Raw genomic sequence first — 23,635 nt, forward strand, 5'->3', positions numbered from 1 at the left:
GGGTTTTATGTGGTGAAGAAGGGAGCATGGGCCAAAAGCCAGCGTTTATGGCAAACTTCGCGCCTATAAATGCCGGTCCCGTGGTTTTGAGTTTCAATTCCCCGGGCGGATCGGAATAAAGCGATGCCAGGTCTGCTTCCCCAGGATGGGAAAAGACCCTTTGCGTATTGGTACGTCGGTACCAATGCTTTCTGCCTGAACAGATCAGAGACACGACCATGCATAACGTCGTCATCAGTGGCACCGGCCTGTATACCCCGGCCAACAGCATTTCCAATGAAGAGCTGGTGCAATCCTTCAACACCTACGTCGCGCAGTTCAATGCCGACAACGCCGAAGCCATCGAGCGCGGTGAAGTCGAGGCATTGACCGAATCCAGCGCGGCGTTCATCGAAAAGGCTTCCGGCATCAAGAGCCGCTTCGTCATGGACAAGGACGGTATCCTCGACCCGCAACGCATGACCCCACGCCTGCCCGAGCGCTCCAATGAACAATGGTCGGTACTCTGCGAGATGGCTGTCGGTGCCGCAAAACAAGCGCTGGAGCGTGCCGGCCGCACCGCCGCCGACATCGACGGGGTGATCGTCGCCTGCTCCAACCTACAGCGCGCCTACCCGGCCATCGCCATTGAAGTCCAGGAAGCCCTGGGTATCGAAGGTTTCGGTTTCGACATGAACGTGGCCTGCTCCTCGGCGACGTTCGGCATCCAGGCCGCCGCCAACAGCGTGCAACTGGGCCAGGCCCGGGCGATCCTGATGGTCAATCCCGAAGTGTGCACCGGCCACCTGAACTTCCGTGACCGCGACAGCCACTTCATCTTCGGCGACGCGGCCACCGCCGTGATCATCGAGCGGGCGGACCTGGCGACCTCGCCGCACCAGTTCGACGTGGTCAGCACCAAGCTGCTCACCAAGTTCTCCAACAACATCCGCAACAACTTCGGCTTCCTCAACCGCGCCGCGGAGGAGGGCATAGGTACCCGCGACAAGCTGTTCGTCCAGGAAGGCCGCAAGGTGTTCCGTGACGTGTGCCCGATGGTGGCCGAGCTGATCGGCGCTCATCTGCAAGAAAACCAGCTGAACGTCGAGCAGGTAAAGCGTTTCTGGCTGCACCAGGCCAACCTGAGCATGAACCACCTGATCGTGCGCAAGCTGCTGGGACGCGAAGCCACCGAAGAGGAAGCCCCGGTGATCCTCGACCGCTACGCCAACACCAGCTCGGCGGGGTCGGTGATTGCGTTCCACCTGAACCAGGATGATCTGCCCAGTGGCTCGGTCGCGGTACTCAGTTCGTTTGGAGCGGGGTATTCGATTGGCAGCGTGATTCTGCGCAAGCGTTGATCACTGAGCTTGCTTGGACGAGGGCGCTTTGTTGTGGCGAGGAGATAAACCCCCTCGCCACGGTAGCATCACCAAGCATAGGCGTTTGAATGATAGCCAACGATGACACTCAACTGCTCCAACGCTTGCTGGCGGGGGAGCAACGCGCCTACAAGGAACTGGTCAGCACGTACCAGAGCCCGATGCGTGCGGTCGCCTATGCCATTGTCGGCAGCCGCCATGCCGACGAAGTGGTGCAGGACGCCTGGCTGTCGGTGGTACGCAACCTCAGTGGTTTCCAGGGCCGTTCCAGCCTCAAGACCTGGCTGTTGACCATCACGGCCAACGCTGCCAAGGGGCGCTACAAGCAGAACCGTCGCGAGGTGCTGCTCGACGATCTGCCGGCGCCCCATGGCACGCTCGGCGATGATCGTTTCGCCGCCGATGGCCACTGGCTGCTGGCGCCGTTCGCCTGGCACCAGGACACGCCGGAAGCATTGCTGACGGAGAGCGAATTGCGCGATTGCCTCGAGCACACGCTGCTCAGCCTGTCGGAACTGCAAGGCAGCGTGCTGACCTTGCGCGAACGCCAGGGGCTGGAGCTGGAAGAAATCTGTAATCTTCTGGACATCTCGCTCTCTAACGTACGCGTGCTGTTGCATCGCGCCCGGCTGAAGGTCTTCGCGACCGTGGAACATTTCGAGGAGACCGGCGAATGCTGACCTGCAAGGAACAAGTGGCACGCTCCAGCGATTATCTCGACGGCCAGCTGAGCTTTCGCGAACGCCTGATGGTGCGTCATCACCTGATGTTCTGCCCCAACTGCCGACGTTTCATCCGCCAGATGAAGCTGATGCAGGCCACCCTCAGAAAGCTCCCCGAACCGCCCGTCCCCGACCTGGATCACCTTGCCGAAAAGCTTGCCGCCGAGCGCCGCAGGCATTCTCGCTGAACCTTGAGTTCACGACGTCACCCTGTGGGAGCGAGCCTGCTCGCGATAGCGGTCTGGCAGTTGACCGGGATGTCGACTGACATGGCCTCATCGCGAGCAGGCTCGCTCCCACAAGGGGCGGTTAGATATAAAAAAACCTGGCGTTGCTGAACCGGTGGGACCGATGCAACAACGTCAGGCTATAAAATGCGCGTCGGGCGTCCTTGCCCGAGTCGTGAGGCGGGTGATCAGAACTTCGCTTCAGCATCCAGTTGCAGGGTGTTGATCTTCGAGTCCTTCAGCGTGGCGTTGGTGTAGTCGGAGTCGGCCATGAAGTACGTCGCGCCGAGCGAGAAGTTCTTGTCCAGTTCGTAGCTCGCTTTCAGCTTGCTGCCACGGGAACCGGTGAAGCCGTTGGCGAAGTCGGAGTCGGTAAAGGCACCGACCACGGCGTTACGCTGTACGTCGCGATAGTTGTAGTCCAGGCCGAAGCCGAAAACCTTGGTCTTGGCACCCACCAGCCAGCCCATGTCCTGGTCGTTGCTGGCGTCCTTGTTGTTGACCACCTGGCCGTACAGCGACAGAGGCATGGGCAGGCCGCCGATGTCGAGTTGACCAAAGCCTTCGTACAGCTTGAACTGTTCGTTCGCGCTGTTGCCGTTGATGGCCAGGCGGCAGGTGTTGGCCGAGCAGGTATTGCTGATGTCATTGTCGTTGTCGTAGGCGTAGATGCTGCCGCCCAGGGTCATTTTCAGATTGTCGGTGATCGCGAAGCGGGCGCCCAACTGACCTGCGTACAGGCGCAGGTCGTGACGGAACTGTTTGCCTTCGCCGTCCACGTTGTCTTTGAGAGTGTAGTGACCGGCGCTGCCGAACAGCTCGGTGCTGGCGCCCAGCGGGTATTTGTAGGACGCCGACAAACCTTCCGGGCTGATGTCGCTGTCCCAGATGATGTCGCCCATGCTCACCCATTGCTGTGGCATCTTGCCGCCCACGAGGTGCAGGTTCTTGATGGCGTCCGGGTGGTAGTCGACATAGCCCTGGTCCAGCCACAGGTCTTTCTTGGTGAAGTTGTTGTCCAGGCTCTGGTTGGTAGAGCGCGAGTCGTTGTCGCTGCCGGTGGCGATGCGGATGCCGGTGTCCACCTGCGGGTTGATTTCGCTGTAGGCACCCAGGCGAACGCGGATACGTTGGCGGTCCTGGTCACCGGTGTTGGAGACGCCATCGTTCTTCACGGTTTCCTGACGGAAGCGCACGTCACCTTTGAACTGGGTCTTGGCCGCCCATGCCAGCTTCTGGTCGAAGGAGCTCAGCTCGTTGGTTTTCTTCGCAGTCGCGACGATCTGTTCATTGGTTTCCTGCTGAGCCTGGCGAGCGATTTGCTGCTCCTTTTGATCCCGGGCCAGTTCGGCTTGCAATTCGGTGTACTGCGCGGTGGTAATCGAACCGTTGGCTTTGAGCATGTCGAGCAATTTGGCGTCGACTGCGGCGCTGGCCGGTACACTCATGGCCAGCAGCAGACCGCTACACAGGGCCGCCGCAGTTTTCGTGGAAGCAAGACGCATATCAATCTCCGAAGGATGAGAGAGGATGACCGGATCATCCAGGGCACAACCGACCGTTGAAGGACGGAACAAATGACCGGGTTAGAACCCAGCGCTCTAAAAACAGGCGCCAGTATCGCGATGGTTTATTGCAATGCGATGGCAATGTGGTGGCACGTCGGTGACGATTCGGTGCTTTTACGAACGCCGCTGAACAGGTCTTGTCGACCCCGCGGGGTGTGGAACTCATGGCGATAAGCGATACTGGCTACGCTCTGAATCGCCAAGTGGAGAGGAATCGATGCCGTTGCAGCGCCTGCACAGACTGTCTGAAATAGTGCCTCGCACCTGGGATGCCCTGGTGCCGGAACGCCAGCCGTTTCTGCGCCACGCCTTCCTCAGCACATTGGAGGACAGCGGCAGTGTCGGTCCGCATTCCGGATGGCAGCCCGAGCATCTGTTGCACACGGACGGTGACCGACTGATCGCCGCGTTGCCCAGCTATCGCAAGTGGCATTCCTATGGCGAATACGTGTTCGATCATGGCTGGGCAGACGCCTGCGCGCATGCCGGCATCGACTACTACCCGAAACTGCTGACCGCTGTGCCGTTCAGTCCGGTCAGCGGGCCACGTCTACTGGCGGCCACGGTCGAAGACGGTTTCGAGTTGCTCAAGAGTTTGCCGGGCTACCTGGAAATCGAAGGGCTTTCCAGTGCCCATATCAACTTCACAGATCCCTTTACCGACACGGCACTTGCCGCGCAAGAGGGGTGGCTGCAGCGGATCGGCTGCCAGTACCACTGGCACAACCGCGACTATCGAGACTTCCAGGATTTTCTCGACGCACTCAGTTCCCGCAAGCGCAAGCAGATGCGCAAGGAGCGCGAGCAAGTGGCGGGGCAGGGTATCGACTTCGAATGGTTCGAGGGGCATCAACTGGACGAGGCGCAGTGGGATTTCGTCTATGCCTGCTACGCCAATACCTACGCCGTACGCCGACAGGCACCGTACCTGACCCGGGAGTTTTTCAGCCTGCTGGCCGAACGCATGCCCAAGGCCATCCGCGTGGTGCTGGCCAGGCAAGGATCGCGACCGGTGGCGATGGCGTTCAGCCTGGTAGGCGGCGACAGTTTCTACGGGCGTTACTGGGGCTGCCTGGCAGAGTTCGACCGCCTGCACTTTGAGACCTGTTTCTACCAGGGAATGGATTATGCGATTGCCCAAGGTTTTCAGCGATTCGATGCCGGCGCCCAGGGCGAGCACAAGCTCATTCGCGGTTTCGAACCGGTGATTACCCGGTCGTGGCATTACGTACGCCATCCCGGGTTGAAGGCCGCGGTGGCGGATTTCCTCAACCGGGAACAGGAGGGGGTGTTGGCGTATGCCGAGGAGGCGAGAGGGGCGTTGCCGTATCGGCAGTGTTGATGTTTCTGGCTGAAATGGGGTCCTGTGGCGAGGGGATAAATCCCCTCGCCACAGATAAATCCCCTTGCCACAGGGGGTTGAGTCAGAATTCAGTCAATCCCCACAAACCCTCCCGTCTGGTGCTGCCACAACCGCGCATACAACCCGCCATGGGCCAGCAGTTCGGCGTGGCTGCCGGTTTCGGCGATGCGGCCGTTTTCCAGCACCACCAGCCGGTCCATCCGGGCGATGGTCGAGAGACGGTGGGCGATGGCGATCACGGTCTTGCCTTGCATCAGCGTCTCGAGGCTTTCCTGGATCGCCGCTTCCACTTCCGAGTCGAGTGCGGAGGTCGCCTCGTCCATGATCAGGATCGGCGCATCCTTGAGCAGCACCCGGGCAATGGCGATGCGCTGGCGCTGACCGCCGGAGAGTTTCACACCGCGTTCACCCACATGGGCGTCGAAACCGGTGCGGCCCTGGGCGTCCGACAGCAGCGGGATGAACTCATCGGCACGGGCCTTGTGTACGGCTTCCCAGAGCTGCGCGTCGGTGGCGTCGGGCTTGCCGTAAAGCAAATTGTCGCGAATCGAGCGGTGCAGCAGCGACGTGTCCTGGGTGATCATGCCGATCCGTTCACGCAGGCTTTCCTGGCTCACTTCGGCAATGTCCTGGCCGTCGATGAGGATCCGTCCGCCCTCGACGTCATAAAGACGCAGCAGCAGGTTGACCAGGGTGGATTTCCCCGCGCCGGACGGGCCGATGAGACCGATCTTTTCCCCAGGCTTGATCAGCAGGTTCAGGTCGCCGATCACACCGCTCTTCTTGCCATAGTGGAAATCCACATGCTCGAAGCGCACTTCGCCCCGACCCACGGCCAATGGCTTGGCGTGCTCGCGGTCAGTGACGCTGACCGGCTGGGCAATGGTCTGCAGGCCGTCCTGGACCATGCCGATGTTTTCGAAGATGCCGTTGACCACCCACATGATCCAGCCAGACATGTTGACGATACGGATCACCAGCCCGGTCGCCAGGGCAATGGCACCGACGCTGATCAGCGACTGGGTCCACAACCATAGCGCCAGGCCGGTGGTGCCGACGATCAGCAGCCCGTTCATGCTGGTGATGACCACATCCATGCTGGTCACCACGCGGCCGGCCAGTTGGGCTTTTTCGGTCTGCTCCTGGATGGCTTCGCGAGCGTACTGCTGTTCGAAATGGGTGTGAGCGAACAGCTTCAGGGTGGTGATGTTGGTATAGCCGTCGACGATCCGACCCATGAGCTTGGAGCGGGCATCGGACGACACCACCGAGCGTTCCTTAACCCGTGGCACGAAGTAATAGAGCGAGCCGATATAGGCAGCGATCCACAGCAAAAGAGGGATCATCAGGCGCCAGTCGGCTTCGGCGAACAGCACCAGCGAGCCGATGGAGTAGATCAATACATGCCACAACGCGTCCACGGCCTGCACCGCCGAGTCCCGCAGGGAATTGCCGGTCTGCATGATGCGCTGGGCGATGCGCCCGGCGAAGTCGTTCTGGAAAAAATTCAGGCTCTGCTTGAGCACATAGCTGTGGTTCTGCCAGCGGATCAGGCTGGTCATGCCGGGGCTCAGGGTCTGGTGCACCAGCAGGTCATGCAAGGCCACGAAAATGGGCCGCAGGATCAGCGCCACCACGGCCATCCAGGCCAGTTCCAGGCCATGGATCTTGAAGAAGTCGACGTTGGGCGTGCCTTGGGCGAGGTCGATGATGCGACTCAGGTAACTGAACAGCGCCACCTCGATCAGTGCGCCGATCAGGCCCACCACCAGCAGGACGGCGAAGCTCGGCCAGACTTGTCTCAGGTAATACGTGTAGAAGGGCAGGACGCGGTTCGGTGGGGCCGAACTCGGGGCGTCGCGGAAGATGTCGATCAGCTTTTCGAAACGGCGATAAACCATGGTAAACAGCCCGGGCAGGGCTCTCCTTTTTTTGCTGTGAGCGGCACGGGATCGCCGTCGCCGCTCAGGCTTGCCCTGTACCGTCAGTCAACGATGCGCTTGGCCGACTTGATGATCACAGGGTCGATCGGCACGTTTTGCATGCCTTGCTTGGTGGTGGTCTGGGAGTTGACGATGATGTCCACCACGTCCATGCCCTTGACCACTTTGGCGAATACGGCGTAACCGGCATCACGGCCCGGGTCGAGGAACGCGTTGTCGGCCACATTGATGAAAAACTGGCTGGTGGCCGAGTTCGGATCGGAAGTGCGGGCCATCGACAAGGTGCCGCGAACGTTATGCAAGCCATTGCTGGCTTCGTTCTTGATCGGCGCCTTGGTGTCTTTTTGTTCCATCTGCTGGGTGAAGCCGCCGCCCTGGGCCATGAAGCCCGGGATCACTCGGTGGAAAATCGTGTTGTTGTAGAAACCGCTGTCCACGTACTTGAGGAAGTTTTCGGTACTGATGGGGGCCTTGACCGGGTCCAGTTCGATTTCGATCTGGCCGTTGGTGGTTTCCAGCAACACGTGGGGCGCTGGTGCGGCCATCAGGTTGGCGGCAAACAGAACGGAGCCGGCGGCGAGGGCGATCTTTTTCAGCATGGGTTCATTGATCCTGAGTGGTGGAATCGATTGCGATCAAAAAGTCGAGCAGGGTTTGGTTGAAGCGTTCGGGTTGGTCCAGCGGCGTAGCGTGCCTTGAATCGGTGAAGACCACCAGTCGGGCATCGGGCAACTGTTTTACATAGGCTTCCTTCAGGGCCACCGGGGTGTAGTCGTGGTCGGCGCAGATAACGAGGGTTGGACAGGCAACCTGCGAGAGTCGTTCCTGGACACCCCAGCCCACGACGGCATCGAAGCTGGCGAGATAAGCATGTTTGTCGTTTTTTGCCCAGCGCCGGGCCATTTCAAGGCGTAAATCCGCCTGTTCGGGCTTGGGGAACAGCTTGGCTCCCAGGGCCTTGCCGATGGTCTCCAGGCTGAGGATACGCATCAGGCTCCAGCGCTTGAACCATTGCCAGCAATCGTCCAGCGTGCGGATCTTGACTTGCGGCGCGCTGTTGACAATGCACAGGCTCTTGACCCGCCCGGGCTCGTCCACTGCCAACTGAAAGGCGATCATGCCGCCCATCGACCAGCCCACCAGATGTACCGGGCCCAGGTCCAGGTGATCGATCAGGGCGCTCAGGTCGGCGCTGAAACCTTCGATGCTGTAGGGGCCGCGGGGTTTGTCGGAGCGTCCGTGGCCGCGCACGTCCACCACGATCAGGTGGTAATGGGCGGACAATACCGGGATCTGTTTTTCCCAATCCAGGGTGCTGGAACCCAGCCCATGGACCAGCAGCAGCGGTGCGCCGTGGCCGTATTCCTCGTAGTGCAGATTGCAGTCTTCGTGTACGAAATAGGCCATCGGCGAACTCCTTGTCAGGCTTGTTCAGGGGCGGCGAACGGCGCATCCAGAGGCGCGGTATCGAAGGTGCGCAGCAGTTCGATGAGGATTTGCGTGGCCGGGCCCAGGGGTTTTTCCTTGTTCGAATACAGGTAGAAGCTCGGGTTGCGGCTGCCCCCCTGATCCAAGGGTAGCCGCTTGAGCGTGCCCTCCCGCAGTTCCCGTTCGATCATGTGCCGGGGCAGCCAGGCAAAGCCCAGGCCGCTGCCGACGAAGGTCGCGGCGGTGGCGAGGCTGCCGACGGTCCAGCGTTGCTCGGCACCGAGCCAGCCCACGTCCCGGGGTTGCTGGCGACCGGAATCGCGGATCACCACTTGCAACTGACTTTCCAGGTCCTGGAACGTCAGCTCGCGATTGAGCCGGTGCAACGCATGTTCGGGGTGGGCCACGGCGACGAACTCCACGTCGCTCAGCTCAGCACCGAGATAGCCGGGGATGCTGAAGCCAATGATGGCCAGGTCGGCGACGCCTTCGAGCAGCACCTCCTCCACACCCGACAGCACTTCTTCCCGCAGGCGTACCCGGCAGCCGCGGCTCTGCGGCATGAACGCCGCCAGGGCCCGGACGAGGCGGGCGGTGGGGTAGGCGGCGTCGACCACCAGCCGTACTTCGGCTTCCCAACCCTGTTCCATGTGATGGGCCAGGTCTTCCAGTTGGCTGGCCTGTTTTACCAGCTGCCGGGAGCGCCGCAACAGCACGCCGCCAGCCTCGGTCAGCACCGCTTTGCGTCCATCGATGCGCAACAAGGGCACGCCGAGCTGATCCTGCATGCGGGCCACGGTATAGCTTACCGACGATTGGGAGCGGTGCAACACGTCGGCGGCCTGGGCGAAACCGCCGTGGTCTACCACGGCCTGCAGGGTTCGCCATTGATCAAGGGTCACGCGGGGCGCTTTCATATTGAGCTCCTCTTGTCCTAAGCTGGCGGTCCCTTGGTGGAGACAGCCGAATGAAGAAAATCTGTTGTGCAGTGCTGGCCCTGTTGCCGCTGACTGCGTTCGCGTATCCGATCGATGTGGAAAAACACCTCGACGGCCTGAAGATCGACTACACCGCCTACGACACCGACGCCGACATCGGCTCCATCCAGGTCAACAACTACGGCAGCACCGACGCGGCCTGCACCGTGGTGTTCCGCAACGGGCCGGAAGCGCCTCGTACCCGCAAGATCGAAGTGGCCGCCGGCAAGTTCAAGAACGCCACCGCCAAGTTCAACCGCAACATCATCAAACTGCGCATCGAGCTGACCTGTAGGCCGAAGTAAATCGAAACTGGGACGCTGGTTCAGCTTATAAACGAATTTATCGATGCTTTGCAGCAAGTATTTGCGCTTTTTTATCGATATAGTCCCTATTAGTCTCTGTTCCATCGACTGACAACACATTCAGATGGAGCCTACATCCCATGTCCCGCGTTCTGATTATCGAAAGCAGTGCCCGCCAGCAAGACTCGGTTTCCCGTCAACTCACCCAGACCTTCATCAAGCAATGGAAAGCTGCTCATCCGGCCGATGAAATCAACGTCCGCGACCTTGCAGTCAATGCCGTGCCTCATTTGGACGCCAACCTGCTGGGTGGCTGGATGAAGCCCGCCGAGCAGCGCAATGACATCGAGAACGCCTCGCTGGAGCGCTCCAACCAACTGACCGATGAGTTGTTGGCCGCCGATGTACTGGTGATGGCTGCGCCGATGTACAACTTCGCCATTCCCAGCACCTTGAAAGCCTGGCTCGACCATGTGCTACGTGCCGGGGTGACCTTCAAGTACACCCCCACCGGGCCCCAAGGCCTGCTGACCGGCAAGCGGGCCTTCGTGCTGACCGCTCGCGGCGGCATCCACGCCGGTGGCAGCTCCGATCATCAGGAGCCCTACCTGCGGCAGGTCATGGCCTTCATCGGGATTCACGACGTGACCTTCATCCATGCCGAAGGCATGAACCTGGGCGGTGACTTCCAGGAGAAGGGCTTGAATCAGGCCAACGCCAAACTGTCCCAGGTCGCTTGATTTGTTAATCCTCGGCTAATCGTCGGGTGGTCTAGTGGCCACACAGGCCACTGTTGACCTGGCGATTCCCTTCAATCCGTTTCGCGCATCGAACCTCCCTTTGCACTTGTTGCTCCTGAGTGCAGTAGCCCGATTGAACGCATTGGCGAGATCGGGCTTTTTTTTTGAGAATGGTTTTTAACCAGCCTTCGCTCTATGCTGGGCGGACAGAATGGAGGCTGTGAACGATGTTCAAACTCAGGCGCAAAACATGGGCATTTCTTCTGGTCTACATCGTAGGGGTCAGTGGCTATATCTATTACCTCTACGTCGAGACCCAGGGGATCCTGACCGACAACATCAATAGCAAACTGCTGCATGCCGCGTTAGGCGCTTCGGCCATCCTCGGTGATGGCTATCATGACAACCTGATCGACAAACAGTCCAAATCGCCGGCGCAAGACTGGGACGCCATTCAGCGGCTTTCCAGTTTCAACGAGTCAATGGGCACCGCCTTTGTCTACAGCGTGATCAAGCGTGATGGAAAGGCATACCTGATCAGTTCCAGCGCATCGAAGAAAGAAATCGAGGAAAAGAACTTCGTGCGTTTCTTCGATCCTTATCCTGATGCCAGCCAGGCGTTACTCGATAGCTTCGAGCGCAGCGAGCCCACTTGGATCGATTACTCGGACCATTGGGGGGATTTTCGCGCCGTCTTCGTCCCTATGAAGTCCAAGGACGGTACGGTTTATGTGGCGGGGGCGGAGATGACGTTGGAGGATTACTATCACCAACTCAATCAGGATTCGCTGCACCATATCATTCTTGCCATTCTGGTCTTCCTCGCGTTCAGCCTTTTCCGCACCCGTGCCCACCTCCAGCAGTTGCAAACGAACGAACGGCTATTGAACGAGGCAAAGAACGCCGCCGAGGAAGCAGATCGTTCAAAAACCAGATTTTTAGCCACCATGAGTCATGAGATCCGTACCCCCATGCACGGGGTCATCGGGGCCACCGAGTTGCTGTCACGTTCGTCTTTGACCGTCGAGCAGAACACCCTCTTGAAGACGATTCAGACCAGCGGGCGGAGCTTGCTGTCGCTGATCGACAACGTTCTCGATCTGGCGAAAATCGAAGCGGGCAAACTTGAGTTGAAGCCTTGTGTATTTGAATTGCGAGCGCTGGTTTCATCCACTGTTGAAATCATCCGGCAGAGCATCAAGGACAAGCCGATCATCATTGAAACTCAAGTGTCCTCGAGCGTACCCCGTTGGGTTAAAACCGATATCGATTGTCTGCGTCAGGTATTGATCAATTTGCTGGGCAACGCGATCAAGTTCACCGAAAGCGGAAAAGTATCGCTCACGGTCACGACGAGTGGACACGACGCTGGAGCCCAGCTCGACTTTTCCATACACGATACCGGCATAGGCATTCCCGAAGAGCGGCAAGACAGCCTGTTCGAGCCCTTTGTCCAGCTTAAAGGACAAGCCAGTCAACGTTTTACCGGGAGTGGCCTCGGTCTTTCAATCTGCAAGAAACTGGTCGAAGCACAGCAGGGGACTTTATCTTTTACCAGCCGATTAGGGATCGGTTCGACGTTCTCCTTCTCGCTCCCCATGGAATCGTTCCGAGGCTCGGAAATTCCCTTGGGTGACGAACATGACGCCGTGGATTTCGACGCATATTTCGCCACGCGCTACCCGCTCGATATCCTGCTGGTAGAGAACCATCCGGTGAATCAGAAAGTGGCCATGGCAATGCTGGAAGCGCTGGGGTACATCGCTGATCTTGCATCCGATGGCCTGGAGGCGATCAGGCGCTGTGCGACTTCGATGCCAGAGGTCATTCTCATGGACATCAACATGCCGGTGATGGATGGGGTGGAAGCGATCCGCAAGATCCGTGGGCTGCCGCAGGGCAATGCTTGTTACATCGTTGCTTTTACCGCGAGTGTTTTTTCCCACGAGGTCGAACGTTTCAGAGCCGCCGGAGCCGATGACATTCTAACCAAGCCGGCAAATTTCCAGGCCGTGACCCGGGTGCTTCAGCGGGCAGCCAACGATCGGCAACAACGTCAGGTTCGCACGCCAGCGGTGGATGAAGTTTCCAGTTAAGTGGCTAGGGAATGAACGCCGTTCACTGATCCAGCAAAAACGGCTATCTTCGCCGCCTTCCGAAACGAGGGGCGTATGGGCTATCTACTTTTTGTGACATTGATCCAGGCATTTTCCTTCAGCCTGATCGGCGAATACCTGGCCGGGCATGTGGACAGTTATTTCGCGGTGCTGGTCCGGGTGCTGCTGGCCGGGTTGGTGTTCATTCCATTGACCCGTTGGCGCCAGGTTGAAGCATCGTTCATGCGCGGCATGCTGTTGATCGGCGCCTTGCAGTTCGGCGTGACCTACGTCTGCCTGTACCTGAGCTTCCGGGTGCTGACGGTGCCCGAGGTGCTGCTTTTCACCATACTCACGCCACTGCACGTGACCTTGATCGAAGACGCGCTGAACCGTCGTTTCAACCCCTGGGCGCTGGTCGCTGCGTTGGTGGCCGTGGCCGGCGCGGCAGTGATTCGCTATGACCGGATCAATCCGGATTTCTTCATGGGTTTCCTGTTGTTGCAACTGGCCAACTTCACCTACGCGGCTGGGCAGGTGTTGTACAAGCATCTGGTGGCCCGCCACCCGAGCGACCTGCCGCACTACCGGCGTTTCGGCTACTTCTACCTCGGCGCGCTGGCGGTGGCGTTGCCGGCTTTCCTGCTGTTCGGCAAGACGAATTTCTGGCCTGAAGCGCCACTGCAATGGGGCGTGCTGGTGTTCCTCGGCCTCGTCTCCACAGCCCTGGGGCTGTACTGGTGGAACAAAGGCGCATGCCTGGTCCAAGGCGGGACGTTGGCGGTGATGAACAACCTGCACGTGCCTGTAGGGCTGTTGCTGAACCTGCTGATCTGGAACCAGCACGAGGCATTGGGCCGGTTGTTCCTGGGCGGCGGTGTCATTCTGCTTGCGGTGTGGATCAGTCGGTTGAGCCTGCGCAAGCCGCAGGTTGCCTGAGCGCCAATTGTTCGACCAGGAAGTCGATGAAGGCCCGGGTTTTCTGTGGCAGGCGCCGGGCTGACGAATACACCGCGTTGATGCTGATCGCCGGGGCTTGCCATTCGCACAGTACCGGCACCAGCCGCCCGGCAGCCAGAGCGTCTTCCACGATGAAATCCGGCAGCAGCGCAATACCCATGCCGGCCTCGGCGGCCTGGGCGAGCAAGTCGCCGTTGTTGACGTGCAGGGGGCCGGTGACATTGACCCGTTGCGTCTCCTTGCCATTACACAGTTGCAGGCTCACGCCACTTTGCAGGTAGCCGTAGTTGAGGCACTGATGGGTGCGCAGGTCCTGGGGCGTCTGCGGGACACCCGCACGCTCCAGGTAGGCCGGGGCGGCGACCATGATGCGTGGCGCCGGCGCCAGTTGCCGGGCGATCATGGTGGAGTCGGGCATGCTGGCGATACGGATGGTCACGTCGAAACCGCCGCGCACCGGATCGACCTGCTGGTCGCTGAGCACCACTTGCAGCTCGATGTTCGGATGCCGTTCATGGAACAGCGGAATCAGCTTGCCCAGCCGGCGCAGGCCGAACGACATCGGCGCGTTGACCCGCAACACCCCGCGTAACTCACCAATCCCGTCCCGCGCCCGCTGCTCGGCCTCATCCAGTGCCGCCAGGACTTCCCGAGCCGCCTCGAAATACTCGGCGCCTGCTTCGGTGAGATGCAGGCTGCGCGTGGTGCGTTGCAGCAATTGCACGCCGATGGCTTCTTCCAGCGCCTGAATCTGCTTGCTGACCTTCGACCTGGGCACGTCCATGGCCCGGGCGGCTGCCGCGAAGCCGTTCTCGCCCACGGTGACGACGAACGCGCGCATGCATTCGATGCGATCCATGATTGTTCCTTTTTTAGAATCAATGATTCTCGATTTTAGGTAATTGTCCCTTTTATGGCTAGCCCCTAAAGTACACCCATGCCGACGACATCACCGCTGAAGCGAACATCGACACACCCTAATCGATTGAAATCTCTACATTAAAAAGGAACACACCATGTCTATCCGCGAACTGCTGAACCCAACCAACTCCGCTCTGATCCTGATCGACCACCAGCCACAAATGGCCTTCGGCGTACAGTCGATCGACCGTCAGACCTTGAAGAACAACACCGTCGGCCTGGCCAAAGCGGCGAAGATCTTCAACGTACCGACGATCTACACCTCGGTCGAAACCGAAAGCTTCAGCGGTTACATCTGGCCTGAACTGTTGGCAGTCCACCCGGATCAGAAGCCAATCGAGCGTACTTCGATGAACTCCTGGGAAGACAAGGCGCTGGTTGACGCGGTGAAAGCCACCGGCCGCAAGAAACTGATCATCGCGGCGCTGTGGACCGAGGTATGCCTGACCTTCCCGGCACTGGAAGCGCTGGCTGAAGGCTACGAGGTCTACATCGTCACCGACGCCTCGGGCGGCACCAGCAAAGAAGCGCATGACATGTCGGTACAGCGGATGATTCAGGCCGGTGCGGTGCCGGTGACCTGGCAACAAGTGCTGCTGGAGTACCAACGTGACTGGGCACACAAAGAGACTTACGAGGCGGTGATGGGGCTGGTACTGGAACACAGCGGCGCTTATGGCATGGGCGTGGACTACGCCTACACCATGGTGCACAAGGCTCCGCAACGTCAGGCCAAGTAACCCCTGGATAGCTGAAAACCCTGTGGGAGTGTGCCCGGTATCTGTATACGAACCGAATCCCTGTGGGAGCGGGCTTGCTCGCGAAAGCGGAGTATCAGTTGATATCTGATTGACTGACCCACCGCCTTCGCGAGCAAGCCCGCTCCCACAAGGGGAATGTGGTTTCAGATGACCTTTTTCTGTGGCTCGGGAATATGACTCGCCCCCAGCACCGCCGGCCCCAACCCCGAACGCAAGTCCATGCCACTCGGCTGCTGATACAGGTTCAAGCCGAACTCCGGCATCACCGCCAGCAGGTAATCGAAGATATCCCCCTGGATACGCTCGTAGTCGGCCCATGCGGTGGTGCGGGTAAAGCAGTAGATTTCCAGCGGGATGCCCTGGGCCGTGGTTTGCAACTGGCGCACCATGCAGGTCATGTTCGGCTGGATTTCGGGGTGGCTCTTCAAGTACGCCAGGGCATAGGCGCGGAAGGTGCCGAGGTTGGTCATGCGCCGGCGGTTGGCCGACATCGCCGCAACGTTGCCCTGGGCTTCGTTCCAGGCCTTGAGCTCGGCCTGTTTGCGGCTGATGTAGTCGGTCAGCAGGCGCACATGGGTCAGGCGCTGTTCCTCCTCGTCATGCAAGAAGCGCACGCCGCTGGCATCGATGAACAGGCTGCGCTTGATCCGTCGCCCGCCGGATTGTTGCATGCCGCGCCAGTTCTTGAACGATTCGGACATCAGCCGCCAGGTCGGGATCGAAACGATGGTCTTGTCGAAGTTCTGCACCTTGACCGTATGCAGCGTGATATCCACCACATCACCGTCGGCGCCGACCTGGGGCATTTCGATCCAGTCGCCGACTCGCAGCATGTCATTGCTGGTCAGTTGCACGCTGGCGACGAACGACAGCAGGGTGTCCTTGTATACCAACAGGATCACCGCCGACATCGCACCCAGGCCCGACAGCAACAACAATGGCGAACGGTCGATCAGGGTGGCGACGATGATGATCGCGCTGAATACATACAGCACCATTTTCGTCAGTTGCACATAGCCCTTGATCGAGCGGGTCCGGGCATGTTCGGTGCGAGCGTAGACATCCAGCAGGGCGTTGAGCAGGGCGCTGAGGGTCAGCATCAGGAACAGAACGGTGAAGGCCGTGGCGACATTGCCGAGGAACACCAGGCTGGTCTTGCTGAGGCCGGGTACCAGGGGCAGGCCGAACTGGATGAGCAGCGAAGGTGTCATCTGCGCCAGACGATGGAAGACCTTGTTGTGGCGCAGGTCGCTGACCCAATGCAGGGCCGGCTGGCGGCCGAGCAGCTTGGCGCCGTGCAGGATCAGGTAGCGCGCCACGCGTCCGAGCACCAGGGCGATGGTCAGCAGCAGCACCAGGGCGAGGCCGGTATGCAGGAGCGGATGCTGGTCGAGGGCACCCCAGAAGTCTTGGATGTTGAGCCAGAGCTGTTTGATGTCCATGGGCGAAACGGATCTTCTATTGAAATGCGACGTGGGATTAGAGCATTTAAGCCTGCCGAAGTGACTGTTGATGGCGAGTCGGCCGTAAAAAAAAGCCACTGATTGTCGCCGTTTGCATAAAGAAACTCGGCCTTCGCGCTCGAAACCGTTACCCTATGCAGCTGTTTTTTTGCATTTCTTCGAGGTAGCACCCGTGTTTTCCGAATTCGCCCTGCACGAACGCCTGCTCAAAGCCGTGGCCGAGCTTAAATTTGTCGAGCCAACGCCGGTGCAGGCAGCGGCCATTCCGCTCGCGCTCCAGGGGCGTGACTTGCGGGTGACGGCGCAGACCGGCAGCGGCAAGACCGCCGCGTTCGTGTTGCCGATCCTCAATCGCCTGATCGGTCCGGCCAAGGTCCGTGTCAGCATCAAGACCCTGATCCTGCTGCCGACCCGTGAACTGGCCCAGCAGACCTTGAAGGAAGTGGAGCGTTTCTCGCAGTTCACTTTCATCAAGTCCGGCCTGATCACCGGCGGCGAAGACTTCAAGGTCCAAGCCGCCATGCTGCGCAAGGTGCCGGACATCCTGATCGGTACGCCGGGACGGATGATCGAACAATTGAACGCCGGTAACCTCGACCTCAAGGAAGTCGAAGTGCTGGTGCTGGATGAGGCCGACCGCATGCTCGACATGGGCTTCGCCGAAGACGTGCAGCGGCTGGTGGACGAATGCGCCAACCGCCAGCAGACCATGCTGTTCTCCGCCACCACCGGCGGTTCGGGCCTGCGGGAGATGGTCGCCAAGGTGCTGAACAACCCGGAGCACTTGCAGCTCAACGCGGTCAGCCAACTGAACTCCACCACCCGCCAGCAGATCATCACGGCGGATCACAACCAGCACAAAGAGCAGATCGTCAACTGGTTGCTGGCCAACGAGACTTACGAAAAAGCCATCGTGTTCACCAACACCCGTGCCATGGCCGACCGCATCTACGGCCGCCTGGTGGCACAGGAATACAAGGCGTTCGTGCTGCACGGCGAGAAGGACCAGAAGGATCGCAAGCTGGCGATCGATCGCCTCAAGCAGGGCGGCGTGAAGATCCTCGTGGCCACCGACGTCGCCGCGCGCGGCCTGGACGTGGAAGGCCTGGACCTGGTCATCAACTTCGACATGCCCCGTAGCGGCGACGAATACGTGCACCGCATCGGCCGTACCGGTCGCGCCGGCAACGATGGCCTGGCGATCTCGCTGATCTGCCACGGCGACTGGAACCTGATGTCGAGCATCGAGCGCTACCTCAAGCAGAGCTTCGAGCGCCGCACCATCAAGGAAGTCAAAGGTACCTACGGCGGACCGAAAAAGGTCAAGGCTTCGGGCAAGGCCGTCGGCGCGAAGAAGAAAAAGGTCGACGCCAAGGGCGACAAGAAGAAAACCGCCGCCAAGGCCCCGACCAAGCGCAAGACCGCCAACCGCCCGAAGAGCGATGCGCCTTCGCTGGTCAGCAAGGATGGCATGGCGCCCCTCAAGCGCCGCAAGCCAGAGGCGCCCGCGACTGAGTAAGCCTGCGGCGCGGCTCCACAAAAAACCGGACCTGCGTCCGGTTTTTTTATGAGCGAAATCAACACTTAAGCTTGGCGCCGCCCCCTCGCCACAAGAGCGGGTGGTCTGGCTTTGGTTGGTCAGCCCGCTTTTTTCCCGGCATCCTTCAGTTCCTCCAGACGCTTATCAATCAACTGGCACTTGTCCGGCACGTCCTTGCTGGCTGTCTCCAGATCCATGGCCTGCAACTCATCATTCATCTCCTTGGCCTTGGCCGGGTTCTGTTGGGTGAGCTTGGTGACTTCCTGAGCGAGCTGTTCGCGTTTGGCGGTGGCTTCTTCCGGGGTGCAAGTGGCCCAGGCGGGCAGGGCGCAGGTGAGCGTGGCGGCGAGGGTGAATGTCAGGAGGGGTTTCATGGTGTGAGCCTCGTATTCCTTGTTGGGCAGGTAATGGGTTGAGGCCGATGTCGGGTGGAAAGTTCATTGACCGCCGTCCTGGTGACTTCTTTTCGGAATGACCCTGGCCGATATTAAACAGTCGTCTACCATGGAGAAACGACCGGTAGCATTGCGCCTGCATCGCTGGGTCGCTTCTTGAGCAGCATTATCAAAGGAATGAAAACTATGACCCTTAGAGCGATATTCAGTCGCCTGATGTTGTGCCTGTGCAGCGTGTTCGCAGTCTCATCGACCTATGCCGAAAGCGTGATCATTGCCACTCCGCAACGAGGTGTGGGGATCGAAGTGGATGTCTTCGACAGTCCTGATGCTATCAATGGAAAACCGTCCGCAACCAGCAGTGTGCCAGCCACTTCGGTTGGGTTGTTTACACCCGCGGTGCAGTCGTTCAAAGGCAAGTTGTATATGTTCTGGGTCAGCGAGAGCGACACCGCTCATATCTATTTTTCCACTTCGGCGGAGGGAAGTAATTGGTCTACTCCACAGCCCATCCCCGTCCCCAATCTCGTGGGTAATGTTTCCGTCACGGTGTTCAAACAAAAACTGATACTGACCTTTACCGGCCAGGCTCAAATAAATAGCGTCAGTTCCGAAGACGGCATGACCTGGTCCAACGCCATTCCTGTCACGGCCTCCGATGATGCGGCCTATAACAGTCCTGTGGTGTACAACGGGCAATTGTTTGTCTTCTACTGCGAGGAGGACGACAGCACTGTTTACTACGTGACCTCGGACGACGGTCTTCAGTGGAGCCAGCCAAATCTCGGGTTCAAGGCAAACGCCTACAGGATCCTGAGCATCGTGCCGGTGGTCTATAACGGTGAGCTGCTGCTTTACTACTCTTATGATATTGGCCATCTGGCCGTGCGTGCTTACGACCGCAGTGCTCATTGGGGCGATGAGCAAACGCTGTCGGGTATAGCCAATGAGCTTCTGTTAAGCCGCGCAACAATGATCGGCAAGCGCATTTTTATCAGCAGTGGCACCAATACGTTCGCTTCAACCGATGGGGTCAACTGGAGTCCCTATTTTTCCAAAACGCTCGGGGATTTGACGGGCGCGCCGGGACTGGGTGTTTCCTATGCCATTACCACAGGCGATCTGACGGCGGACAACCCGCAACTGCCTGCGGACCTGGCAACGGGGCTCAGCCACACCGACTATGCAACCTTCGCCTGGCGGAGCTTTTTCGCCCTGAACAATACGGCCAAAACCCCGTTGCCGGCTAACCGTGGCGTTGGCAATCCCGACAGTAGTTTTGCGGATTCGGGCAGGGCCTCACAATCTCCCAATCCCTTGTTGTGGCAAACCTTTGCTCACCGTACCGAGCTGTTTCCGGCGGCAAAAGAACAAAAGAACTCCGCAGGCGGTCCCGTTCGTCCGTATGGTTCCGACCCGCAATACAGCTACATCAATTTCCCCAACGGGGCGCCCTTGGCGGCAGGCGCCACTTATGCTCATTACAACAATCTGGACGAGGCGACCCAGATAGGGCAGAACGCGATATTCTTCCCGGTCAACCCACCGAATGTGGCAAAGACAGGAAACGACTATGCGCCTTCGAACGACAGCCAGATCCTGTTCGAGGCCAAGGCCAACCCTGTCGTTTATGAGTACGCGAGAACCCTGAGCAGTTTTCAGGACCCTATTGTGTTGCCCGACGGTGCGGTGGAGGTCAAGGCGGCATGGCGCAAACTGGCAGACATTCCGGTACAGAATCGTGCGCGCTACCATACGGCGACGGTGGTGACCTATCAGGGCAAGGACGATGCGCCGGTGGCGCACAATGAAGACTACGCGCTGGTCGCCCTGCATATCATCCACAAGACGCCCAACTATCCGACGTTCATATTCGCCACGTTCGAACACGAGGATGCCCTGACCTTGTCCGATGGCAAGTCTCCGAGCGGGCTTTACTACATCGCTAACTACAACGAGATTGCCTATCCCGGTCTCGACACGACAGAAAATCCCCCGACTGCCAGCTTCTCCGACGGCAACAAAACCTATACGGTTCCTTTGCCGAAGGCGGGTCCCGTTGCCAATGCGAATCTGATTCCGCCCGTCTACTCCAACAGTAACGGAATTCCCGAAGGACAAGCCGGCCCGATCCGTGTGGTGCAACCGCTGACCATTTATTCCGAAGTCGAAGCGGTGAATAACCGGGTCAAACAGCTCATGGACGGCAGCAGTGAGTTCAACAATTCGGTCTGGAAGCACTATCGGCTTAAAGGTGTGCAAGCCATCCCGTCGAGCACTCAAACCGATCCGGATTACTACCTGGCCAATATCATGGTCGAAAGCAGCCAGCCGGGGATCCAGCTGTTTCGTGGCAGCAACGTATTCCCGATTCGGAATGACAACACCCTGACCAATGCGCGCAACCAGGCGAACATCATGGTGCCGGATTACGCTCACAGCACTCAAAGCCTGACCATGGGCGGCTGCATGGGGTGCCACGGCATTGCCCAGAGTTCGCTGAAACAAGGTTTCAGTTTTCTGTTCGATGCCATCAATCCTATGCTCGGTAATAAACAAACCGGCTTCGCGAACCCGGAGACCGTAGGTTTACCGGACCCGCGCACGATGAAGGAAAGGGCCCAGAAATATTCTTTCGGTCCTCAGAATGAGGAAGCCGTTGAGAAGGCGGGCCAGTAACAGCTCACACTTCGAACGGTGAAGCTCATAAGCGCGGATAACCGCGTCTCCTGAAGCAGGCACCAAGCTTTTTCGAGAAAAAACCGGACGTTGGGTCCGGTTTTTTTATGAGATGAGCATAGTTTGGTTGGGGTAGACATAGAACTCTCGCCACAGAAGCTGGCTTGCATGATTCGACAGCCCTTGCGTCTTCCAGCTTCCTAAGACCTTTCCCATTTTTGCGGAAGGCGCCTGATTTCAGACGAACGGGACCATCGATAGCCTTGAGCGCAACTATTTAATTGACGTCAAAATGATGGCCATCTAACATCGCGCCGCTATTTTGATATCACTTCGCTCGAGGGATCGAACATGTTTACACCCGCCCATTGGGCGAGGTTGTGCCTGGCTTTGCTGTGCCTGTCTCCGCTTACCCTGGCTCACGCCGCCCCGACCCCCGGTGAAACCGACCTGATCCGCGAGCGCCAGAACCGTCTGCTCGAAGAGCAGCGCCGCCGTCTGGAGGAGCTCAAGGACCTGCCGGGCCAAGAGGCGAAACCGACCCAGCCAACCGCTCCGGCCGATACCCGTTGCTTCCCCATCAAGACCATCGAACTCAAGGGCGCCGACAGTCTTTCGGCCGGTGAGCGCGAGCGTCTGCTCCAGCCCTACATCGGCCAATGCCTGGGCGTGCCCCAGCTCAATGAATTGCTCAAGGTCATCACCGACCACTACATCGAAAAAGGCCTGGTCACCAGCCGTGCCTACTTGCCGCAGCAGGACCTGTCCAGCGGTCACTTGCAGGTGCTGGTGGTCGAGGGCCGGCTCGAAGGCTTGAAAGGCGCCGAGAACAGCCAGCTGTCGGCGCGTGAGTTGGCGATGGCGTTTCCCGGCAAGACCGGCGAGCTGGTCAACCTGCGGGAAATCGAGCAGATGGTGGACCAGCTCAATCGCCTGCCGTCGAATCAGGCGCAAATGGAGCTGACCCCCGGCCAGAACGTCGGCGGCAGTGAAGTGCTGGTCAAAAATACCCCGCAGAAGCCCTGGCGCGCCGGGCTGTCCCGGAGCAACGACGGCCAGCGCAGCACCGGCGAGCAGCAGTGGGGCACCCGTTTCGAATGGGACAGCCCGCTGGGCCTGGCCGATCAGTTAATGTTGCGCGGCGGTCATGACGCGATGACCGATCACCAGCACACCTCGCGCAACGCCATGCTCTATTACAACCTGCCGTTTGGCTGGTGGAACGTCAGCTACACCTACAGCCAGAGCGAGTACCGCTCGCAGATCGCGGCCAACGGTTTCAACTTCAAGCAGAGCGGTGACAGCCAGAACCATCAGTTGCGGGTCGAGCGGGTCATCTACCGCGACGCCATGAGCAAAACTTCTCTCAACACCGGTCTGGCCTACCTGCGCAGCAACAACTTCATCGAAGACAGCAAACTGGCGCTGAGCAGCAATCGCCTGAGCGAAGCGCAGTTCGGTATCAACCACGGCCGTCGGGTCGGCAGTGCCTTCGTCAACCTGGACCTGGGCATGCAGCAAGGCATCGGCGCCTTCGATGCCCAGGCCAACCACAACCCGGCCCGAGGCCAGGCTGATGCCCGCTATCGCAAATACACCGCCACGGTCAGCTATTTGCAACCGTTCAAACTGTGGGACGAGTCTTTCAGCTTCAGCAGCCTGATGACCGGCCAGCGCAGCGAAGACGTGCTGTTCAGCCCGCAGCGCATGAGCCTGGGCGGGGAGTCTTCGATTCGTGGTTACAAGGACCAATCGTTGGCGGGTGACAACGGTGGCTACTGGCGCAACGACCTGCGCTGGAGCCGCCCGGTCACGCTGCAATGGTTGCGTCCGGTATTTGCCGAATACGGCACCAGCCTGGGCTATGACCAGGGTGTGATCAGCGGGACCCGCTACAACGGCGATCAGCACGGGCGCATGTCGAGCAACTCGGTGGAGCTGTTCGCCCGAGGCGAGCACCTGAGCGCCAGCGTCACCTTTGCCCACTCCTTGGAACGCCCGGATGCCCTGACGGAGCGCGAAGCGCCGATCTATTTCCGCGTGGAAGCTCTTTTTTAAATTCTGCCCTTTTAAATGTTGTAGCAACGAGATCTGATCATGGACGACCGCCAATACGCCTTGCTGGCCCGCCAACCTTCTGCTGCCCTGCAAAACCGCGAACGGTTCTGCGGCATGCCCAAGCGCGG

Annotated in this window: 20 protein-coding genes; 12 read left to right on the forward strand and 8 right to left on the reverse strand. The window is 59.4% G+C overall.

All coding sequences use genetic code 11. The features are described 5' to 3' along the window. Nucleotides 1-218: 218 nt before the first annotated feature. The 3 genes from FBX99_RS12830 (at nucleotide 219) to FBX99_RS12840 (ending at nucleotide 2,271) form a co-directional block, all read left to right on the forward strand. A complete protein-coding gene (locus tag FBX99_RS12830) occupies nucleotides 219-1,340 on the forward strand; it encodes a beta-ketoacyl-ACP synthase III (RefSeq protein WP_144930721.1) in 1,122 nt (373 codons plus the stop codon). Nucleotides 1,341-1,429: 89 nt separating this feature from the next. Then, the gene (locus tag FBX99_RS12835) at nucleotides 1,430-2,041 is read left to right on the forward strand and encodes an RNA polymerase sigma factor (protein WP_144930723.1); all 612 of its coding nucleotides are present in this window, start codon (nucleotides 1,430-1,432) and stop codon (nucleotides 2,039-2,041) included. After that, a complete protein-coding gene (locus FBX99_RS12840) occupies nucleotides 2,035-2,271 on the forward strand; it encodes an anti-sigma factor (RefSeq protein WP_024780432.1) in 237 nt (78 codons plus the stop codon). Before FBX99_RS12835 ends, FBX99_RS12840 begins: the two co-directional genes overlap by 7 nt. 227 nt (nucleotides 2,272-2,498) lie before the next feature. Here FBX99_RS12840 and FBX99_RS12850 read toward each other — a convergent pair whose 3' ends face one another. Beyond that, nucleotides 2,499-3,815, reverse strand: coding sequence for a putative porin (locus FBX99_RS12850; protein WP_144930726.1), 1,317 nt, complete (start codon nucleotides 3,813-3,815; stop codon nucleotides 2,499-2,501). A 280-nt stretch (nucleotides 3,816-4,095) separates the two neighbouring features. Here FBX99_RS12850 and FBX99_RS12855 point away from each other — a divergent pair, with 280 nt between their 5' ends. Beyond that, nucleotides 4,096-5,220, forward strand: coding sequence for a GNAT family N-acetyltransferase (locus FBX99_RS12855; protein WP_144930728.1), 1,125 nt, complete (start codon nucleotides 4,096-4,098; stop codon nucleotides 5,218-5,220). 89 nt (nucleotides 5,221-5,309) lie between these two features. Here FBX99_RS12855 and FBX99_RS12860 read toward each other — a convergent pair whose 3' ends face one another. The 4 genes from FBX99_RS12860 to FBX99_RS12875 form a co-directional block, all read right to left on the reverse strand. Continuing rightward, nucleotides 5,310-7,142: an ABC transporter ATP-binding protein gene (locus FBX99_RS12860; RefSeq protein ID WP_144930730.1), complete on the reverse strand. Its 1,833-nt coding sequence runs from the start codon at nucleotides 7,140-7,142 to the stop codon at nucleotides 5,310-5,312. A gap of 83 nt (nucleotides 7,143-7,225) precedes the next feature. Then, nucleotides 7,226-7,783: a peptidylprolyl isomerase gene (locus FBX99_RS12865; protein WP_144930732.1), complete on the reverse strand. Its 558-nt coding sequence runs from the start codon at nucleotides 7,781-7,783 to the stop codon at nucleotides 7,226-7,228. A 4-nt stretch (nucleotides 7,784-7,787) separates the two neighbouring features. Then, the gene (locus FBX99_RS12870; protein ID WP_144930734.1) at nucleotides 7,788-8,591 is read right to left on the reverse strand and encodes an alpha/beta fold hydrolase; all 804 of its coding nucleotides are present in this window, start codon (nucleotides 8,589-8,591) and stop codon (nucleotides 7,788-7,790) included. A 14-nt stretch (nucleotides 8,592-8,605) separates the two neighbouring features. Further along, nucleotides 8,606-9,529, reverse strand: a complete 924-nt coding sequence (locus FBX99_RS12875; protein WP_144930736.1) for a LysR family transcriptional regulator — start codon at nucleotides 9,527-9,529, stop codon at nucleotides 8,606-8,608. Between the two features lie 50 nt (nucleotides 9,530-9,579). On the opposite strand from FBX99_RS12875, the gene FBX99_RS12880 reads away from it, so the two are divergent. The 4 genes from FBX99_RS12880 (at nucleotide 9,580) to FBX99_RS12895 (ending at nucleotide 13,669) form a co-directional block, all read left to right on the forward strand. Further along, nucleotides 9,580-9,894: a 3-phosphoglycerate kinase gene (locus FBX99_RS12880; RefSeq protein ID WP_144930738.1), complete on the forward strand. Its 315-nt coding sequence runs from the start codon at nucleotides 9,580-9,582 to the stop codon at nucleotides 9,892-9,894. A 140-nt stretch (nucleotides 9,895-10,034) separates the two neighbouring features. Further along, entirely contained in the window at nucleotides 10,035-10,634 is a 600-nt protein-coding gene (locus tag FBX99_RS12885; protein WP_139649572.1) for an FMN-dependent NADH-azoreductase, read from the forward strand. A gap of 227 nt (nucleotides 10,635-10,861) precedes the next feature. Then, nucleotides 10,862-12,730, forward strand: coding sequence for an ATP-binding protein (locus FBX99_RS12890; protein ID WP_145131739.1), 1,869 nt, complete (start codon nucleotides 10,862-10,864; stop codon nucleotides 12,728-12,730). Between the two features lie 75 nt (nucleotides 12,731-12,805). Continuing rightward, entirely contained in the window at nucleotides 12,806-13,669 is an 864-nt protein-coding gene (locus tag FBX99_RS12895; protein WP_041020167.1) for a carboxylate/amino acid/amine transporter, read from the forward strand. Here FBX99_RS12895 and FBX99_RS12900 read toward each other — a convergent pair. Continuing rightward, nucleotides 13,632-14,549: a LysR family transcriptional regulator gene (locus FBX99_RS12900; RefSeq protein ID WP_145131741.1), complete on the reverse strand. Its 918-nt coding sequence runs from the start codon at nucleotides 14,547-14,549 to the stop codon at nucleotides 13,632-13,634. The genes FBX99_RS12895 and FBX99_RS12900 overlap by 38 nt on opposite strands. Before the next feature lie 157 nt (nucleotides 14,550-14,706). Here FBX99_RS12900 and FBX99_RS12905 point away from each other — a divergent pair, with 157 nt between their 5' ends. Continuing rightward, nucleotides 14,707-15,351, forward strand: a complete 645-nt coding sequence (locus FBX99_RS12905) for a hydrolase (RefSeq protein ID WP_144930744.1) — start codon at nucleotides 14,707-14,709, stop codon at nucleotides 15,349-15,351. A 164-nt stretch (nucleotides 15,352-15,515) separates the two neighbouring features. On the opposite strand, the gene FBX99_RS12915 is transcribed toward FBX99_RS12905, so the two are convergent. Then, nucleotides 15,516-16,814: a mechanosensitive ion channel family protein gene (locus FBX99_RS12915; protein ID WP_144930746.1), complete on the reverse strand. Its 1,299-nt coding sequence runs from the start codon at nucleotides 16,812-16,814 to the stop codon at nucleotides 15,516-15,518. A 193-nt stretch (nucleotides 16,815-17,007) separates the two neighbouring features. Between FBX99_RS12915 and FBX99_RS12925 the strand changes: the two genes are divergently transcribed. Further along, nucleotides 17,008-18,354, forward strand: a complete 1,347-nt coding sequence (locus FBX99_RS12925; RefSeq protein ID WP_144930750.1) for a DEAD/DEAH box helicase — start codon at nucleotides 17,008-17,010, stop codon at nucleotides 18,352-18,354. Nucleotides 18,355-18,473: 119 nt separating this feature from the next. On the opposite strand, the gene FBX99_RS12930 is transcribed toward FBX99_RS12925, so the two are convergent. Next, on the reverse strand, nucleotides 18,474-18,749 hold the full coding sequence (locus tag FBX99_RS12930) for a hypothetical protein (RefSeq protein WP_144930752.1): 276 nt from the start codon (nucleotides 18,747-18,749) through the stop codon (nucleotides 18,474-18,476). 207 nt (nucleotides 18,750-18,956) lie between these two features. Between FBX99_RS12930 and FBX99_RS12935 the strand changes: the two genes are divergently transcribed. Further along, on the forward strand, nucleotides 18,957-21,449 hold the full coding sequence (locus FBX99_RS12935) for a sialidase family protein (RefSeq protein ID WP_145131743.1): 2,493 nt from the start codon (nucleotides 18,957-18,959) through the stop codon (nucleotides 21,447-21,449). Nucleotides 21,450-21,800: 351 nt separating this feature from the next. After that, nucleotides 21,801-23,507 (forward strand): ShlB/FhaC/HecB family hemolysin secretion/activation protein, encoded by a 1,707-nt coding sequence (locus tag FBX99_RS12940; protein ID WP_144930756.1) that lies wholly within the window; start codon nucleotides 21,801-21,803, stop codon nucleotides 23,505-23,507. Nucleotides 23,508-23,635 lie beyond the last annotated feature (128 nt).

Origin of the sequence: Pseudomonas sp. SJZ074 (genome assembly GCF_007828215.1) — a bacterium.
Classification (GTDB): domain Bacteria; phylum Pseudomonadota; class Gammaproteobacteria; order Pseudomonadales; family Pseudomonadaceae; genus Aquipseudomonas.

Coding starts and splice junctions, on each gene's coding strand:
- FBX99_RS12830 (WP_144930721.1), top strand. CDS start 219: ATGCATAACGTCGTCATCAGTGGCACCGGCCTGTATACCCCGGCCAAC.
- FBX99_RS12835 (WP_144930723.1), top strand. CDS start 1,430: ATGATAGCCAACGATGACACTCAACTGCTCCAACGCTTGCTGGCGGGG.
- FBX99_RS12840 (WP_024780432.1), top strand. CDS start 2,035: ATGCTGACCTGCAAGGAACAAGTGGCACGCTCCAGCGATTATCTCGAC.
- FBX99_RS12850 (WP_144930726.1), bottom strand. CDS start 3,815: ATGCGTCTTGCTTCCACGAAAACTGCGGCGGCCCTGTGTAGCGGTCTG.
- FBX99_RS12855 (WP_144930728.1), top strand. CDS start 4,096: ATGCCGTTGCAGCGCCTGCACAGACTGTCTGAAATAGTGCCTCGCACC.
- FBX99_RS12860 (WP_144930730.1), bottom strand. CDS start 7,142: ATGGTTTATCGCCGTTTCGAAAAGCTGATCGACATCTTCCGCGACGCC.
- FBX99_RS12865 (WP_144930732.1), bottom strand. CDS start 7,783: ATGCTGAAAAAGATCGCCCTCGCCGCCGGCTCCGTTCTGTTTGCCGCC.
- FBX99_RS12870 (WP_144930734.1), bottom strand. CDS start 8,591: ATGGCCTATTTCGTACACGAAGACTGCAATCTGCACTACGAGGAATAC.
- FBX99_RS12875 (WP_144930736.1), bottom strand. CDS start 9,529: ATGAAAGCGCCCCGCGTGACCCTTGATCAATGGCGAACCCTGCAGGCC.
- FBX99_RS12880 (WP_144930738.1), top strand. CDS start 9,580: ATGAAGAAAATCTGTTGTGCAGTGCTGGCCCTGTTGCCGCTGACTGCG.
- FBX99_RS12885 (WP_139649572.1), top strand. CDS start 10,035: ATGTCCCGCGTTCTGATTATCGAAAGCAGTGCCCGCCAGCAAGACTCG.
- FBX99_RS12890 (WP_145131739.1), top strand. CDS start 10,862: ATGTTCAAACTCAGGCGCAAAACATGGGCATTTCTTCTGGTCTACATC.
- FBX99_RS12895 (WP_041020167.1), top strand. CDS start 12,806: ATGGGCTATCTACTTTTTGTGACATTGATCCAGGCATTTTCCTTCAGC.
- FBX99_RS12900 (WP_145131741.1), bottom strand. CDS start 14,549: ATGGATCGCATCGAATGCATGCGCGCGTTCGTCGTCACCGTGGGCGAG.
- FBX99_RS12905 (WP_144930744.1), top strand. CDS start 14,707: ATGTCTATCCGCGAACTGCTGAACCCAACCAACTCCGCTCTGATCCTG.
- FBX99_RS12915 (WP_144930746.1), bottom strand. CDS start 16,814: ATGGACATCAAACAGCTCTGGCTCAACATCCAAGACTTCTGGGGTGCC.
- FBX99_RS12930 (WP_144930752.1), bottom strand. CDS start 18,749: ATGAAACCCCTCCTGACATTCACCCTCGCCGCCACGCTCACCTGCGCC.
- FBX99_RS12935 (WP_145131743.1), top strand. CDS start 18,957: ATGACCCTTAGAGCGATATTCAGTCGCCTGATGTTGTGCCTGTGCAGC.
- FBX99_RS12940 (WP_144930756.1), top strand. CDS start 21,801: ATGTTTACACCCGCCCATTGGGCGAGGTTGTGCCTGGCTTTGCTGTGC.